The sequence below is a fragment of the Maritimibacter sp. 55A14 genome (assembly GCF_003122205.1).
In the GTDB taxonomy this organism is placed as follows: Bacteria; Pseudomonadota; Alphaproteobacteria; order Rhodobacterales; family Rhodobacteraceae; genus QEYE01.
In genome coordinates, this window is sequence record NZ_QEYE01000004.1 from 83,855 (window position 1) to 98,148 (window position 14,294).

16 protein-coding genes are annotated in these 14,294 nt (G+C 68.7%); 7 read left to right on the forward strand and 9 right to left on the reverse strand.

What is annotated here, in order from left to right; all coding sequences use genetic code 11:
- The first annotated feature begins 43 nt into the window (after positions 1-43).
- Entirely contained in the window at positions 44-1,240 is a 1,197-nt protein-coding gene (locus tag DDZ14_RS04680; RefSeq protein ID WP_233252482.1) for a TIGR03862 family flavoprotein, read from the forward strand.
- A 94-nt stretch (positions 1,241-1,334) separates the two neighbouring features.
- On the opposite strand, the gene DDZ14_RS19955 is transcribed toward DDZ14_RS04680, so the two are convergent.
- The 6 genes from DDZ14_RS19955 to DDZ14_RS20235 form a co-directional block, all read right to left on the reverse strand.
- On the reverse strand, positions 1,335-1,544 hold the full coding sequence (locus DDZ14_RS19955) for a hypothetical protein (protein ID WP_233252483.1): 210 nt from the start codon (positions 1,542-1,544) through the stop codon (positions 1,335-1,337).
- 24 nt (positions 1,545-1,568) lie between these two features.
- Complete coding sequence (locus DDZ14_RS04690; RefSeq protein WP_109423787.1) at positions 1,569-2,360, reverse strand: dienelactone hydrolase family protein; 792 nt, start codon at positions 2,358-2,360, stop codon at positions 1,569-1,571.
- On the reverse strand, positions 2,357-3,379 hold the full coding sequence (holA, locus tag DDZ14_RS04695) for a DNA polymerase III subunit delta (RefSeq protein ID WP_109423788.1): 1,023 nt from the start codon (positions 3,377-3,379) through the stop codon (positions 2,357-2,359). Before holA ends, DDZ14_RS04690 begins: the two co-directional genes overlap by 4 nt.
- On the reverse strand, positions 3,376-3,873 hold the full coding sequence (gene lptE / locus DDZ14_RS04700) for an LPS assembly lipoprotein LptE (RefSeq protein ID WP_109423789.1): 498 nt from the start codon (positions 3,871-3,873) through the stop codon (positions 3,376-3,378). The genes holA and lptE overlap by 4 nt, the downstream gene beginning before the upstream one ends.
- A complete protein-coding gene (gene leuS / locus DDZ14_RS04705; RefSeq protein ID WP_109423918.1) occupies positions 3,860-6,472 on the reverse strand; it encodes a leucine--tRNA ligase in 2,613 nt (870 codons plus the stop codon). The genes lptE and leuS overlap by 14 nt, the downstream gene beginning before the upstream one ends.
- An 86-nt stretch (positions 6,473-6,558) precedes the next feature.
- A complete protein-coding gene (locus DDZ14_RS20235) occupies positions 6,559-7,551 on the reverse strand; it encodes a DUF3576 domain-containing protein (protein WP_369914481.1) in 993 nt (330 codons plus the stop codon).
- Between the two features lie 165 nt (positions 7,552-7,716).
- On the opposite strand from DDZ14_RS20235, the gene DDZ14_RS04715 reads away from it, so the two are divergent.
- Positions 7,717-8,370: a YggS family pyridoxal phosphate-dependent enzyme gene (locus DDZ14_RS04715; protein WP_109423920.1), complete on the forward strand. Its 654-nt coding sequence runs from the start codon at positions 7,717-7,719 to the stop codon at positions 8,368-8,370.
- Here DDZ14_RS04715 and DDZ14_RS04720 read toward each other — a convergent pair.
- Entirely contained in the window at positions 8,361-8,870 is a 510-nt protein-coding gene (locus DDZ14_RS04720; protein WP_233252484.1) for a L,D-transpeptidase, read from the reverse strand. The genes DDZ14_RS04715 and DDZ14_RS04720 overlap by 10 nt on opposite strands.
- Positions 8,867-9,958: a GTP cyclohydrolase II gene (ribA, locus tag DDZ14_RS04725; protein ID WP_109423790.1), complete on the reverse strand. Its 1,092-nt coding sequence runs from the start codon at positions 9,956-9,958 to the stop codon at positions 8,867-8,869. The genes DDZ14_RS04720 and ribA overlap by 4 nt, the downstream gene beginning before the upstream one ends.
- Positions 9,959-10,123: 165 nt before the next feature.
- Between ribA and DDZ14_RS04730 the strand changes: the two genes are divergently transcribed.
- A complete protein-coding gene (locus DDZ14_RS04730) occupies positions 10,124-10,810 on the forward strand; it encodes a response regulator transcription factor (protein WP_109423791.1) in 687 nt (228 codons plus the stop codon).
- Positions 10,811-10,881: 71 nt separating this feature from the next.
- On the opposite strand, the gene DDZ14_RS04735 is transcribed toward DDZ14_RS04730, so the two are convergent.
- Entirely contained in the window at positions 10,882-11,571 is a 690-nt protein-coding gene (locus DDZ14_RS04735; RefSeq protein ID WP_109423792.1) for a lysophospholipid acyltransferase family protein, read from the reverse strand.
- A gap of 80 nt (positions 11,572-11,651) precedes the next feature.
- Between DDZ14_RS04735 and DDZ14_RS04740 the strand changes: the two genes are divergently transcribed.
- The 4 genes from DDZ14_RS04740 to DDZ14_RS04755 all read left to right on the forward strand — a co-directional run bounded on the left by DDZ14_RS04740 (position 11,652) and on the right by DDZ14_RS04755 (position 14,291).
- Positions 11,652-12,440, forward strand: a complete 789-nt coding sequence (locus DDZ14_RS04740) for an exodeoxyribonuclease III (RefSeq protein ID WP_109423793.1) — start codon at positions 11,652-11,654, stop codon at positions 12,438-12,440.
- A gap of 76 nt (positions 12,441-12,516) precedes the next feature.
- Positions 12,517-13,434 carry a co-chaperone YbbN gene (locus DDZ14_RS04745; protein ID WP_109423794.1) on the forward strand — a complete coding sequence of 306 codons (918 nt, stop codon included), beginning with the start codon at positions 12,517-12,519 and terminating at the stop codon, positions 13,432-13,434.
- A gap of 27 nt (positions 13,435-13,461) precedes the next feature.
- Positions 13,462-14,106, forward strand: coding sequence for an LON peptidase substrate-binding domain-containing protein (locus tag DDZ14_RS04750; protein WP_109423795.1), 645 nt, complete (start codon positions 13,462-13,464; stop codon positions 14,104-14,106).
- A 32-nt stretch (positions 14,107-14,138) separates the two neighbouring features.
- Complete coding sequence (locus tag DDZ14_RS04755) at positions 14,139-14,291, forward strand: Trm112 family protein (protein WP_109423922.1); 153 nt, start codon at positions 14,139-14,141, stop codon at positions 14,289-14,291.
- Positions 14,292-14,294 lie beyond the last annotated feature (3 nt).

Consider the following 14,294-nt stretch of genomic DNA (forward strand, 5'->3'; position numbering starts at 1 on the left):
TGACGGGTGCGAGAGAATGCGCGCGGCAGTCGGGAATATATCAATGGAAAAGGCGCAGACGCTCGTCATCGGGGGTGGGCCGGCAGGTCTGATGGCGGCCGGGGCGCTGGCCGGGGCCGGGCATGCCGTGACCGTGGCCGAGGCCAGGCCGTCGCTGGGCCGGAAATTCCTCATGGCCGGGAAATCCGGGCTCAACCTGACGATGGACGAGCCGCTGGCGGCGCTGCTTCCGCGCTATGCCGAGGCCGCCGAATGGCTGGCGCCGATGCTTCGGGATTTCGGGCCCGATGCGATTCAGGACTGGGCCCGCGGCCTGGGGCAGGAGGTCTTCACCGGCTCCTCCGGTCGGGTCTTCCCGCGCGCGATGAAGGCCTCGCCGCTCCTGCGCGCCTGGCTGGCGCGGCTCGCCGGGCAGGGCGTCACCTTCCGCACGCGCTGGCGCTGGACCGGGTGGGACGGCCCGGCCTTCGCCTTCGACACACCCAAAGGCAAGGCGCGGATCGCGCCGGCGGCCTGCGTCCTGGCGCTGGGCGGCGCGAGCTGGCCGCGCCTCGGCTCGGACGGCGCCTGGGCGGAAATGCTGGCCGCGCGCGGCGTGATGCCCGCACCGTTCCGGCCCGCGAATATGGGGCTGCGGGTCGACTGGTCGGCGCATATGCGGACGCAGTTCGGCCAGCCGGTGAAAGGCACGGCGCTCAGCGCAGGCGGCCCGGCGCGCCGGGGCGACTACGTGATTTCCGCGCGCGGGCTCGAAGGCGGCGGCATCTATGCCGTCTCCCGCGCGGTGCGCGACGGTGCGGCCCTGACGATCGACCTCAAGCCGGATTGGAGTAGTGACCGGATCGCGTCCGCGCTGGCCCGGCCCCGCGGCAAGACCAGCCGCGCGAACCACCTGCGCAAGGCGCTCGGCCTGCCCGCCCCGGCGCGCGCCCTGCTCATGGAATTCGGCCGCCCCCTGCCCGAAGACCCCGCCGCGCTGGCCGCGCTGATCAAGGCGCTTCCGGTGAACCATGCCGGCCCGCGCCCGCTCGGCGAGGCGATCTCGACCGCCGGCGGCGTGCCCCGCGCCGCCCTCGATTCCGGGCTCATGCTAACCGGCCTGCGCGGCACATTCTGCGCGGGCGAGATGCTCGACTGGGAGGCCCCCACGGGCGGCTACCTGCTGACCGCCTGCCTGGCGACCGGACTCTGGGCCGGGCGGCATGCCGCGGCCTGGGCATCCAACCAGACTTCCGACTAGTTCATCTTTCCCGAAATACTCCGGGGTTTGGGGCAGCGCCCCAACGGCCCCGCAGGGGCCACTAACAGCCTTGCGCCGCAGGCGCGCCGCTTGTTCAGCCTCCGCTCGCCCGTGCGCGCCAATAGGCCGGACGGGCGCTCATCCGCTCCAGATAAGTAGCAATGCCGGGTGCCTCAAAGGGAAATGTCGACCACCCCCGGGCTGCGCGGCAAGGCCGGGACAGTTCATAGGGTTGCGCCAGTTCCTCCAGCATCCAGAGCACACGCATCGCCCGCGATTGCGTCATTCCGATCACGATGTACATCGCCGGACCTTCCTTCCGTCCGTCTTACATCTCCTCGCGCAGGAAACGCAGGATCATCCGTTGCACTCGCTCGGTGTCCGACAACCAGTGCCGGTCATGCAGCGGATCGGGCGCCGTGAACACAACGGATCGGTCGTTTGCGTCCATGAACGCGCCGCAATCGCCACGCAAGACCGGCAGCCGGAACCAGGGGTCGCGCTTGCCCACCAGCGCCATCACCGGCTCGGCGGCGGGCGCGTTGAGCCCGCCATATTCCGGCCAGCCCGCGTTGCAGGTCCAGCCTTCCACCACGCGCGCCGAGACCGGGCCGGTCCGGATCGTGGCCACGGTGATCGCGCCCTCGCTATGCCCCACCAGCGCCAGCGCCGCCGACGCCAGCCCCGGCAGCGCGCGCAGGCGCGTCAGCGCGTAGTCGATCTCGGCCTGCCGCCAACCCAGTACCGCGCGGTGCAGCCCGCCGCGCGGGATCGCCGGATCGCAACTTTCGGGCTTGTCCTGGCGGGCGAACCCGTCGGGCGCCACGAAAAGATAGCCCGCCGCGGCATAGAGCCTTGCCGCGGACTGCCCGATCTCACCGATACCGGCGCAGCCATGCGCGTAGAGGATGACGGGCGGGGCCGCGCGCCCCGCGAGCCATTCACCCAGCGCCGCCGTCTCCAGCCGTTCCCGCTGCCCGTCCGGATCCGGCGCGAGAACCAGCGCCGCCTGCCATGTCCGCTCCAGCTCGGCCGGATCGCGGACCGTATCGGCGCCCGCCGCGCCGTCAAGGCCCATCGCCAGGGCGGCCATCACCAGAAGCAGACGCGTGCCAGTCACCGTTTGACCATCATCGCCAGGCGGATGAGCGCGCGTTCCAGCATCGCCGCTGCCGGCACCGGGCGGGCGCTGCGCAGCGCCAGGTCGGTATCGGTCAACAGCCGCAGCGCCTCTTCCAGCCGGTGCATCCCCCAGGCCCGCGCCTGCCGCGCCATGCGGTCGCGGCGCGGCCCGAAGACCGGCGGCCGCGCCCGCGCCAGCCCTGCCTCGACGCCCTTGGGATCGGCGGCGGCGGCGTGCAGGCGGCGGAAATGGCGGCTCGCCCCGATGACGATGGAAATCGGCGTCATGCCCTGCCCGCGCAGCCGCTGCATCACGTCGCCCAGTTCCGCCTTGCGGCCCTCGGCCACAAGATCCAGCGCATCGTCGAGGACCGCCTCCGAGGTGCTGGGCGCACAGGCCGCGACATCGGCGCTCTCCACCGGTGCTGCGTCCCCGTGCTTGTAGAGCGCCAACTTCTCCAGCGTCTGCCGGAAGTCGCCCGCGTCGATCATCCTCGCCAGCGCCGTCAGGTCGGTCATCGCCGCGGGCGCAATGTCGCGCAGCCCGGCCTTGGCCAGCGCATCCTCGATCTCCTCCCGCGTGGGCGGATCGGCGTAGATGGCGGCGGCATGGGCGTTGGGATGCGCCTCGAAGAGCTTGCGCAGCGCCGAGCGCGCGTTGAGCTGCCCGGCGGTGACGACGATCTGCGCGTCGCCCTCGCGCCAGTCCGCGAGCGCCGCGCCGACCGCCTTGGCCAGCCCGTCGCCGGCATCCTCGACGAAGACCACGCGCGGGCCGGGAAAGAAGCCGGTCGCCTTGATCGCATCGCCAAGCTGCGCGGCATCCTTGCGCAGGTCGGCAGCGGAAATGCGGGTCAGCCGCATCTCGGCCTCGCCTTCCGGGCCGATCAGCGCGGCGATCACCTCCTGCCGGCGCAGGGCGATGCGCATCGTGTCGGGACCGTGGATCAGAAGCCCCGTACGCGCCGGGTCGGGCCGGGCGAAATAGCGCAGCGCGTCCCGTGGCGAGAGCTTCATGAGCCGCGGCCGGCAGCCCCGGCCAAAAGGCGTGTGACGATCTGATCGGCCAGCGCCGCGGCCAGCCGTTCGAGCGCGTCGCGCTCCGCCGTCAGGGTCGACACGGTGGAGGCGGTGGCGCTGTAGGAGGTGAAATTCTGCACCTGCCCGCTTTGCACGACGGTGCCGCCAGCCATCTCGCGCAGCACGAAATCCGCCTCGCCTATGACGTTGAACCGTTCGATCTCGTTCGCGGTGGTGATGCCGATGGCCTCCTTGCGGGTGCGCATCGACACCTTCAGCTCATAACGCGCGCCGGCGCCGGAGCGGCCCAGGCGGTCTTCCAGCCGCCCGACCAGAACGAATCCGGTGCGGTTCGTCGCCGGGGCCACCAGGATCTGCCCCTGTAACCCGTGGGCCGCCCCCGACGGCGCAAAGGCGGGCTCGAATCCGCAGCCGGCCAGCGGCAGCAGGGCGAGCGCGGTCAGGAAGGTACGGCGGTCAGATGACGACATTGACGATACGGCCCGGGACGACGATCAGCTTCTTCGGCGCACCGCCCGCGAGCGCCTTCACGACAGCATCATCCGCCAGCACCAGCTTTTCAACCTCTTCCTTGGCCATGTCGCGGGGCACGGCGATCTCCGACCGCCGCTTGCCGTTGACCTGGATGGGCAGCGTCACCGTGTCCTCGACCAGCATCGCCGGATCGGCCTCGGGCCAGGGCGCGCGGGCCACCAGCCCTGCGCCGCCCAGCATCGACCAGACCTCCTCGGCCAGATGCGGGACCATCGGCGCCATGAGCTGCGCCATGACCCGGAGCGCGGCGCGCTGCGCCCCCGCCCCGGCGCCGGATCGGGCGATGGTGTTGGTGAATTCGTAGAGCTTGGCCACCGCCTTGTTGAAGGCGAACCCCTCGATCCCGCGCGTCACCTCGTCGATGGCGCGGTGTGTTGCGCGTTCCAGCGCCGTATCCGCTGCCCCGTCCCCGTCGCCCGCCGCGCGCACCTCGTCGGCCAGACGCCAGACCCGCGAGAGGTGCTTCCACGCGGCCTCGGCCCCGGCGGCGGTCCATTCCACGTCGCGTTCCGGCGGGCTGTCGGAGAGCATGAACCAGCGCGCGGTATCGGCCCCGTAGGCGCCGATGATGTTCACCGGATCGACGACGTTCTTCTTGGATTTCGACATTTTGGCGGAGGGGATGACTTTCACATCCTCAAGCTTGAGTGGAGAACCGTCTTCCAAAGGCAGCTTTCCGCCATCTTCTAGAAGCAAATGTCCACCTTCTACAAAAGGTTTGCCATCCTTCCAAATCACCTCCTCTGGTAAGTGGAAGACCGGGCGGCCATTGGCATCGCTCGTCACATAGATCTCATGCGTGACCATCCCCTGCGTGAAGAGCGCGTCGAAAGGCTCGATCGCCTTGGCGGGCAGGTGGCCGGTCTTGTGCATGGCCCGCGCGAAGAAGCGCGAGTAAAGGAGGTGCAGGATCGCGTGCTCGATGCCGCCGATATATTGGTCGACATTCATCCAGTATTCCGCATCCGCCAGGTTCGTGGGCGTCTCGGCCCGCGGCGCAGTGAAGCGCGCGTAATACCACGAGCTGTCCACGAACGTGTCCATCGTGTCGGTCTCGCGCCGCGCGGGCTTGCCGCATTTCGGGCAGGCCGTCCGCGCCCAGCTCGGGTGGCGGTCGAGCGGGTTGCCGGGCTTGTCGAAGCTGACATCCCTGGGCAGTTCGACCGGCAGGTTCTCCTTGCGCTCGGGCACCACGCCGCAGGCGTCGCAATGCACCACCGGGATCGGGCAGCCCCAGTAGCGCTGGCGCGAGATGCCCCAGTCGCGCAGCCGGTATTTGGTGACGCCGGTGCCGAAGCCCGCGGCCTCGGCTGCCGCGATGGCGGCCTCGATGGCGGCTTCGCCGGTCTGCATTTCCGGGCCCGCACAGGCGCGGGCATAGCGCACAAGGTCGGTCTTGGGCGGCACGAAAGCGGTGTCGCCCACCGGCGTGTCGTCGCCTTCGGCGAAGTAGACGTCGATGACGTCGAGCCCGTACTTGCGCGCAAAATCAAGGTCGCGCTGGTCATGTGCGGGGACGCCGAAAATCGCGCCGGTGCCGTAATCCATCAGGATGAAATTGGCGATCCAGACCGGCAGGTCGCGCCCGTCGGTCGGGTGGCGCACGGTGATGCCAGTGTCTACCCCGCGTTTCTCGGTGGTCTCCAGCGCCTCCTCGCTGGTGCCCATGCGGCGGCATTCGGCGCAGAAGGCCGCGACCTCCGCGTTGTCCTTCTCCAGCGCCTTGGCCAGCGGATGATCGGGCGAGACGGCGGCAAAACTGGCGCCCAGCAGCGTGTCGGGCCGGGTGGTGTAGACCTCCAGCCGCTCATGGCCTGCCGGCGCACCCGTGGTCGCAAAGCCGAATTGCAGCCCGAGCGACCGGCCGATCCAGTTGCGCTGCATCAGGCGGACTTTCTCCGGCCATTTCTCCAGCCCGTCGAGCGCGTCGAGCAGGTCCTCGGCATAATCGGAGATGCGGAAGAACCATTGCGTGAGTTCGCGCCGCTCCACCTCGGCGCCGGACCGCCAGCCCTTGCCGTCGATCACCTGCTCGTTGGCCAGCACGGTCATGTCCACCGGGTCCCAGTTCACGGTGGCGGATTTGCGGTAGACCAGCCCGGCCTCCATCATGTCGATGAACATGGCCTGTTGCTGGCCGTAATATTCAGCGTCGCAGGTGGCGAATTCGCGGCTCCAGTCGATGGAGAGCCCCATCGGCTTAAGCTGGTCGCGCATGTCCGCGATATTGCGGTAGGTCCAGTCGGCGGGGTGCCCGCCCTCGGCCATCGCCGCGTTCTCGGCGGGCATTCCGAAAGCGTCCCAGCCCATCGGGTGCAGCACGTTGAAGCCGGCGGCGGATTTGTAGCGCGCGATCACGTCGCCCATCGTGTAGTTTCGCACATGTCCCATATGGATGCGCCCCGACGGATAGGGAAACATCTCCAGCACGTAGTATTTCGGCCGCGTCTCGTCGCGCCGGGCCCGGAAGACATCGGCCTTGTCCCATTCCGCCTGCCATTTCGGCTCCACCAGCTTGGCATCGTAGCGCGACATGTGATCCATCCTTCAACAACTGCGCCGGACCAGAAGGCCCGGCGCGTTTTTAATGCTCACCTGCGGGAAAGGTCTAGGCCGAGGCGTCAATATTTCCCGTCTTCGATCCGAAGCTGGCGCGCCCGCGTCAGGATCGCGTCTTCCACCGCGCGGATCGTGTCGCGGTCCACCGGGCCCGAGCGGGTGCTGAGCGCCACCTTCAGCGACCGCGCATCCAGCGCGGGCTCCTGCACCAGAACCGTGGCCTTGTAGGCGGTGCTGCCGCCCGGCGGCGCGCCCCAATCGGTGACGAAGACGCCGGTGAAGGGATCGACGCTCTGGACCGGAAGGAAGCTCAGGACGTCGAGCGAGGCATGCCACAGGTAGCGGTTGACCTGTATGCCGGTATCGGGCTGGCGGCCGAAGACATTGCCCTTGCGCGCGGCGCGCCGGTTGCTGAGCGCGGCGGCGACCTGCGCCTCGGCCCGCGCGTCGACGGCGGCCTGCGAGGGCTCGCCGCCGGCGGGCCCCGCCACCTGCTGCGCGGGTTGTGCCCGGCCGCCGCCCAGAAGTTGCTGGATCTGGCGGATGACGGGAATGTTGGAGAGCTGGCGGCCGCCGCCGCCGCCGACGCGCACGCCGCCCTGTTGCCCACCGGTCGAAGGGCCGCGCGGCATGCCGCCGGGATCGGCAACACCCACGGGCCGCGCGCCGCTGCCGAGGACCACGTCGACGCCGGGCCGGTAGCTGCCGTCGCCGGTATAGGGCTCACCGCGGGGCATGCCGCCGGCCTCTTCCACATCGGCGCCACCGACCTTGAATTCGCCTGGCTGCTCGCCCTCGCGCACACGTTCCGGTCCCGCCGGCATCCCGCCGGGATCCGCGACGCCGGGATCGGGCCGCTCGCCCACCTTGTCGCGGTCGCGACGTCCGCCGAAAAGCCCGCTGTCGCCGCCGAAGAGGCCGCGGCGCGGCTCGGCTCGTTCGTCGTCACCGCCGCCACGTCCGAACAGGTTTCCGCTGCCGACATTGCCGCAGCCCGCCAGCGCGAGAACCGTCACGCAGATCAGGCATTTCGTTAGCCCCGAAAGAGGTTTCATGTCGGTTGGTCCCCGCCCGTATCCGTTGGGGATGTGTACCGAAGCGTCTATCGGGGGACAAGGTTTTTCCATGCCCCGTACCGGGACGTGATCCGCCCGCGCCCCCTTTCCTTTTCCACCGCTCTGTGGCTGAAAGAGAGGGACCGTTACCGGAGCAGCGAGAACATGGCACTGGACGATATCCTGGAACGTATCCGCAAGGCCGAGGAGGCGGCCGGGCGCAGCCCCGGCTCGACCCGCCTGATCGCCGTCTCGAAGGTGCAGCCGCTCGACCGTATCGAGGCGGTGCTGGATCAGGGCCACCGGCTTTTCGGTGAAAACCGGGTGCAGGAGGCGGCCGGGAAATGGCCGGATTTCCGCGACCGCTACGACGGGATTGAGCTGCACCTGATCGGTCCGCTGCAAAGCAACAAGCTGCGCCAGGCGGTGGAGCTTTTCGAGGCGATCCAGTCGCTCGACCGGCCGAAGCTCGCGCGCAAGCTCGCCGATCTTGCGCAGGAACGCGGCGCCTGCCCGCGGCTGATGATTCAGGTCAACACCGGCGAGGAGCCGCAGAAGGCCGGAATAATGCCCGCCGATGCGGACGCCTTCATCGCCCAGTGCCGCGACATGGACCTGCCCGTGGAAGGGCTGATGTGCATCCCGCCGCTGGAGGAGGAGCCGAGCCTGCATTTTGCGCTTCTGTCCAAGATCGCCGCGCGCAACGGCCTGCCGGAGTTGTCCATGGGCATGAGCGCCGATTTCGAGCGCGCCGTGGCGCAGGGCGCGACCTATGTGCGCGTCGGATCTGCGATTTTCGGCGAACGCGACTACGGCTGAACGATCATCCGCGTGCCCGGACCGATGCGCGCGGCAAGCCAAAGAAGATCGGCGCGGGAAAACGCCACGCAGCCCGCCGTGGGGTGGCGGGGCGCGCGCCAGGTATGCAGGAAGATCGCCGAGCCCCGCCCGGCCGCCGCACGCGGCCAGTTCCAATCCGTCGTCAGGATGATGTCGTAGAGCGGATCGGCTCGCGCCAGCCGCTCATGTCCGTATCGGTGCGGCCGGCGGACCCACAGATTGTAATCCGGATCCGCGCTGTCATCCGACCAGCCGTCCTGCGGCCCGATGGGCTCCGCCCAGCCCGGCAGCAGGCCGCGCGCGATCCGGTCGGGCCGGTAGAGCAGCCCGGTGATCCGGTGACTGCCCGCCGGCGTCGCGCCGTCGCCCTCGCGCTTGTCGCTTGTGATGCCGCCCCGCCCTATGGCGCAGGGCAGGCGGCGCCCGCCGAAAGCCGCGCCCCAGCTCCCGACGCGCAGGTCGCCGCGCCGCGGGATCACAGCAGATGTCCGGATTTCTCGGCCTTGGTGGTCAGGTAACCGGTATTGTGGCTGGTGCGGCCGACCTTCAGGGGCACGCGCTCGGCCACATGCAGCCCGCAGCCTTCCATCATCGCCAGTTTCGCGGGATTGTTCGTCATCAGCCGGACCGCCGAGAAGCCGAGGCTCTTAAGGATCTCCGCGCCGATACGGAAATCGCGCTCGTCATCCTCGAACCCCAGCCGGTGATTGGCCTCCACCGTGTCGAACCCCTGATCCTGAAGCGCATAGGCGCGCATCTTGTTGGCCAGCCCGATGCCGCGCCCCTCTTGGTTGAGATAGAGCAGGATGCCCGCGCCCGCCTCGCCGATCTGGGCCATCGCGGCGCGAAGCTGCGGGCCGCAATCGCATTTGAGCGAGCCCAGAACGTCGCCCGTGAAACAGGCGGAATGCAGCCGCACCAGGACCGGCGCGCGGCGCGACGGCGTGCCGATCTCGACCGCGTAATGCTCCTCGCCGCCATCGTCGGGGCGGAAGACATGCAGCCGTCCGGCCTCGCTCACCTCAAGCGGCAGGCGGGCCGCGACCACCTCGCGCGGGGGGCGCATGTCGGCACGGGTCGGGTCGGCGTCGGCCATGTCCAGCCGGGTCAGCCCATGCAGCGCCGCGAAGGTCGCGGCGTCCGACAGTTCGACCGCCAGGACCGCGGGCAGCAGCCGTGCCTGCTTGGCCAGCGCCAGCCCGGCGCGGTGCAGGGCGGCGGACCCACCGCGCTCTGTCATCAGCGGGCCCTTCATCGGGTGGCTCAGGTCGTCCTTCGGGTCGGCCACGGCGCGCAGCCAGGCCGCGTCGGCATCGGCGGGCACGCGGATGCGCGCCAGATCGCCGTCATAGGCCCGCGCCTTGAGCGTCACCGCACGCCGCGCCGTCACCGCCAGCACCAGCGGCGCGGCCAGCGCCCGCATCGCCGCCAGCCGCACGGGCGGCGCGGTCTCGGCAGCCGCCACCAGAATGCCGCCGCCGCCCGCAGACAGCACCACCGGCACGCCCAGCCGGAGATCGGCGCGGGCGCGGGCGATACGTTCTTCCGGGGTGGGTGCGAAACTCATCCTGACAGGTCCCGTTCGGCGTTTCTGCGCGCATCAATAGCGTGCCTTGCAAGAAATATGAAACAAAACCCTCGGTTTCGACACGAGCGCGTGAAATGTTTCGTGAGGTTATTGCTGAACCCGTGATGAAGTCGCATCTGGGTTTCACAGAAGGGATAGTTCACCATGAGCACACTCAAGAGAATCCTGCTTGTCGATGACGACGACGACCTGCGCGAGGCGCTGTCCGAGCAGCTTGTGATGACCGAGGAATTCGACGTGTTTGAAGCCGATGACGGTCATTCCGCGATGACCAAGGCCAAGGCCGCGCTCTACGATCTCGTCATCCTCGACGTGGGTCTGCCCGACACCGACGGGCGCGAGCTTTGCCGCCTGATGCGCAAGCAGGGCGTCAAATGCCCGGTCATCATGCTGACCGGCCACACCACCGATGCCGACACGATCCTGGGGCTCGACGCGGGCGCCAACGACTATATTCCAAAGCCGTTCAAGTTCCCGGTCCTGCTGGCCCGCATCCGCGCGCAGCTTCGCCAGCACGAACAGTCCGAGGACGCGATCTTCCAGCTCGGGCCCTACACGTTCAAGCCGTCGATGAAGATGCTGATCGACAGCAACGACCGCAAGGTGCGGCTGACCGAGAAGGAAACCAACATCCTCAAGTATCTCTACCGCTCCACCGACAACGTGGTGCCGCGCGACACGCTGCTGCACGAGGTCTGGGGCTACAACGCCGGGGTCACGACCCACACGCTGGAGACGCATATCTACCGCCTGCGCCAGAAGATCGAGCCCGATCCCGGCAACGCCCGCCTGCTGGTCACCGAATCGGGCGGCTATCGCCTGATGGCCTGACGGCCGCGCCCGAGACCCCCCGAAAACCCGGCCCCGCGCCGGGTTTTTTTCTTGCCCGTCCCCGCCCGCCTTCACCCCCCGTCGGCCAGGCGGTCGGCCTCGGCCGAGACGGCGTCGAGTGCGGCGGCCAGTTTCGCGCATTGCGCGTCCAGAGCGGCCTGCGAGAGCCGGGCGGGCGGCGTGAAGCTCTCGCCCATCAGGAAGACGCCGCGGCCGAAGGGCAGCGGCAGCACGAACCGGTCCCAGGTCTTCAGCACGATGCGCCACCGGGTGGAGAAGGCATAGGGCGTGACCGCCGCGCGCGCCATCGAGGCCAGGATGATCGCACCCGGTTTCACCTCCTCGCGCGGGCCGAGCGGGCCGTCGGGGGCCAGCCCCACCAGCGCGCCGCCGCGCACCGCGCGCACCGCCTCGCGGATCGCCACGCGGTTGTCGCCGGAGGTCTTGAGCCAGATGATCCTCAGCCCCCGCCCCACCATCTCGGAGGTGACGATGCGCGCATCCTCATGCTCGCTGGCCAGGATGTAGAACGGGTGATCCTCCCAGGTCCGGTAGAAGGTGGAAAGCGCGATCCGGCTGTGCCAGCAGCACAGGACATGCGGCACGCCGGCGGCCAGGTCGGCGTCGAACGCCTCATGCCCGTGGAAGGTCCAGCGCGTGGTCCGGTAGACGAAGCGGATATAGCGCGCATAGAACGCGCGCGTGGTCTTCTGGAACCACGCGCTCTTGCGGATACGCTTCTCCAGTTTCTTCAGCCGCATACGCGCCTCCGGGCCGCCGCCCCCTTGTGGCGCCCCGGACCGTCGGTCTAGATACGCCAAACCCGGAGCGGAGCCAGCCCATGACCTTTACCATCGCCACCTGGAACATCAACTCCGTTCGCCTGCGCGAACCGATCGTGCTGAAGCTGCTGCACGAGGAGGCGCCGGACATCCTGTGCCTGCAGGAATGCAAGTCCCCGGTGGAGAAGATCCCGACCGAAAGCTTCCGCGCGCTGGGCTACAACTGGATGATCGCGCGCGGGCAGAAGGGCTATAACGGCGTCGCCATCCTGTCGCGCCTGCCGATCACGGATGCGGGCCACCGCGATTTCTGCGAACGCGGCGATGCCCGCCATGTCGCCGGGCGGCTGGAGACCGGCGTGACGATCCACAACTACTACATCCCCGCAGGCGGCGACGTGCCCGATCGCGAGGTGAACGAGAAGTTCGGCCACAAGCTCGATTTCCTGACCGAGATGCGCGACTGGTACGGCCGGGAGCGGCCCGAGAAATCCATCCTGGTGGGCGATCTGAACATCGCCCCGCGCGAGGATGACGTGTGGTCCCACAAGCAGCTTCTGAAGGTCGTCAGCCACACGCCGGTGGAAGTCGATCACCTGGCCGAGGCGCAGGAGGCCGGCGGCTGGGTGGACATTACCCGCGCCGACATTCCCGACGGCCGGCTCTACAGCTGGTGGTCCTACCGCGCGCGCGACTGGAACGCCGCCGACAAGGGCCGAAGGCTGGACCATGTCTGGGCCACGCCCGACATCGCGCAGGCCGGTCACGGCTCGCGCATATTGCGCGAAGCGCGGGGCTGGGAGAAACCCAGCGACCATGCCCCGGTCTTCGCGCGCTTCGATCTTTGACGGCGGTCTTGGCTCGCGGGGCTTGACGGCTCATATAGACTGTAAATCTGACACGCGAAGAAAAACGGGGAATCCCATGCTCGAACTCGGTGGAAACGCGAATGCCGCGCCGGCGGCGGATGTGATCAAGGACACGACCGAAGCGACCTTCATGGCCGATGTGGTCGAGGCCTCCAACACGGTGCCGGTAATCGTGGATTTCTGGGCGCCCTGGTGTGGCCCCTGCAAGTCGCTGGGCCCGGCGCTGGAGGCCGAAGTGGCCAAGGCGGGCGGCAAGGTGCGCATGGTCAAGGTCAATGTGGACGAGAACCAGGCCATCGCCGCGCAGCTTCGCATCCAGTCGCTCCCCACGGTTTATGCCTTCTTCCAGGGCCAGCCGGTGGACGGCTTCCAGGGCGCGATCGGACCGGGCGAGATCAAGCAATTCGTTGAGAAGCTGGCCGCGATGGGCGGCGGCGAGGAAGAGGACGGGCTGACCGAGGCGCTCGAAGCGGCCGAGCAGATGCTGGCCGAAGGCGCCGTGACGGATGCCGCCCAGACCTACGCCGCGATCCTGGGCGAGGACGACAAATGCGCCGCCGCCTATGGCGGGCTGGCGCGCGCGCATCTGGCGCTCGACGACGACGAGCAGGCCGAGGCGGTCCTGAACGGCGCCCCGGCCGAGATCGCGGACGCGCCGGAGATCCACGCCGCGCGCTCGGCGCTGGAGCTTGCCCGCCAGGCAAGGGAGGCCGGTCCCGTGGCCGAACTGCGCGCCGCGGTCGAGGCCGACCCCGACAATCACCAGGCACGGTTAGACCTCGCGACCGCCCTCCATGCCGCGGGTCAGACCGAAGACGCGGTCGCCGAATTGCTGGAACTTTTCCGCCGCGACCGTGAATGGAACGACGGCGCCGCCAAAGCGCAGCTTCTGACGATTTTCGACGCGCTCAAGCCGCAGGATCCCATTGTCCTGAACGGGCGGCGGAAATTGTCGTCGATGATATTTGCCTGATGCGGCCGGCGGGCTAGCTCAAATGCCATGATGAATCGCCCCGATCTGCCGGATTCGATTCCAGTCTTCCCGCTGCCGGGGGCGTTGCTTCTGCCGCGGGCGCGCCTGCCGCTGCATATCTTCGAGCCGCGCTACCTGGCGATGCTGGACGATACGCTCAAGACGCCGCACCGGCTGATCGGCATGGTCCAGCCGCAGGAAGTGCCGCACCGGGCGGAGCGCCGCCTGCACTCCATCGGCTGCGCGGGTCGGGTGACCGCCTTCTCGGAAACCGAGGACGGGCGCTACATGATCACCCTCACCGGCAAGTCGCGCTTCCGCATCCGCGAGGAGATTGCCGGTTTCTCCCCCTATCGCCGGGCGGATGTGAGCTGGAATGGATTCGAACGCGATCTGGGCGGACCCGAACAGGACGAGGATTTTGACCGCGAGGGATTCATGGCCCAGCTTTGCCGTTATTTCGAGGAGGCGGGCCTGTCCACTGACTGGGACAGCATGAAGGGCGCCGAGAACGAGCTGCTGATCAACTCGCTCTCCATGCTTTGCCCCTTTGATCCCGAGGAGAAACAGGCACTGTTGGAGGCGCCCTGCCTGAAGACGCGGCGCGAGACCCTGGTCACGCTGATCGAGTTCGCACTGCACGGCCAGCAAGGTGAGGAAAAGCTGCAGTGACCGGTCCCGCCGCCCCCGAGTTCGACCGCAAGATGCTGGAAGCGCTGGTCTGCCCGGTGACGGGCGAGACGCTCAGCTACGACGCGGAGGCGTCGGAACTGGTGTCGAAGAAGGCCAAGCTGGCCTTCCCGATCCGCGGCGGCATCCCGGTGATGCTGGTGGACGAGGCGCGGGAGCTGGACTGACGG